The sequence below is a fragment of the Flavobacterium sandaracinum genome (genome assembly GCF_004349135.1).
Taxonomy (GTDB): Bacteria; Bacteroidota; Bacteroidia; order Flavobacteriales; family Flavobacteriaceae; genus Flavobacterium; species Flavobacterium sandaracinum.
The window spans coordinates 1-1093 of the sequence record NZ_SMFN01000065.1 but is presented as its reverse complement, the minus strand read 5'-3'; the positions used below and the strand labels follow the sequence as shown (position 1 = coordinate 1093).

General features: G+C 34.9%; 2 protein-coding genes and 1 pseudogene. 2 read left to right on the top strand and 1 reads right to left on the bottom strand.

Annotated features, from left to right (window positions below; translation table 11 throughout):
- Nucleotides 1-272 (top strand): hypothetical protein (locus tag E0F91_RS17640; RefSeq protein WP_207919018.1); only part of this gene is annotated, 272 nt, incomplete at its 5' end.
- 41 nt (nt 273-313) lie between these two features.
- Nucleotides 314-781: a hypothetical protein gene (locus E0F91_RS17635; RefSeq protein ID WP_132067650.1), complete on the top strand. Its 468-nt coding sequence runs from the start codon at nt 314-316 to the stop codon at nt 779-781.
- A 59-nt stretch (nt 782-840) separates the two neighbouring features.
- Here E0F91_RS17635 and E0F91_RS17630 read toward each other — a convergent pair.
- Nucleotides 841-1093: pseudogene (locus tag E0F91_RS17630) on the bottom strand (group II intron reverse transcriptase/maturase); the annotation flags it as partial.

Sequence of the window (1093 nt, the reverse complement as noted above, 5' to 3'; positions counted from 1 at the left end):
ATTTGTTCAAAGTTTCTTCTCTAAAAATTATGGAGAAAGGTATTGAGAAAACTTCATTGATATTTAGAACCAAACAATATATTCCATACAGCACTATTCTGAGCATAGATAGACAAAAAACAAGAACTAGAGATACACGCGGAATCAATCTAACAGATGGTTATCATTTTAGTATTTTGAAATATGAAAATAATAGAAGGTTAATAATTTCGCCAGATTGTTTCGAAAACTATATGGAAATTGTGGAAGCTATTAAAAGTAATACTGAATAAAGCACGTTGCATAACAGCTGTTTTGATATAGCTTGAATTTAGTGGAATTAACGTTTCGCAATTATATTTTCGTTAAACCGAAAACTGAGCGATTACGAACCTCCAGCCATCTCAAAGCAGCGACACGTTATGTGACACCGCCAAAAACCGCTAATAACACTAGAAGAATGTGTAAAAAATGCTTTACTAAAGAATATCCTAAATTCAATTCCACAGAAGAATTTGAAGTGTTTCTGAAAGAATTTGATGAAAAAATAGCAAAGTCAATAATTTTTATTAAACAAGAAAAATACAAATCAGATATTCATTCAATATATGCTTGCGAAAATTGTAAAACAATATGGTGGCTATCTGATCCAGATAATCATTGGCGTGGATATTTTATGAAAGCTATAAATGCTAAAAATTATATTGACGATGACGAACGAAATGGAAAAATCCTTAAATATGGCTGTTTATTGATATTTCTAATTCTGACCATTTTCATATTTTTAAAATTAATATCTTGAAGAAGTGGCGTCACATAATCGAGTAGACGGCTCCGCCAGAAACTGACGGAGTGCGCCTCTCACACCACCGTACGTACGGGTCTCGTATACGGCGGTTCGCAAAGTGATGGGTTGAGTTCCATGTAAATCTCCAACATTGATTGATAGCCTTTCTTCTTAAGTCGTAGTAGGGTAATTGTAGTGGTTAGAATTGGACTTTGAGCGATTCGCCAGCCTCCTTTTCTGGTTCTGCTCCAAGCATAAGCGTGGTCTTTGTCAATCCCTAGTCGCATCAGGTTTTTCCTTTTACGTTCGGGTTTTTTCCAGTCCGTC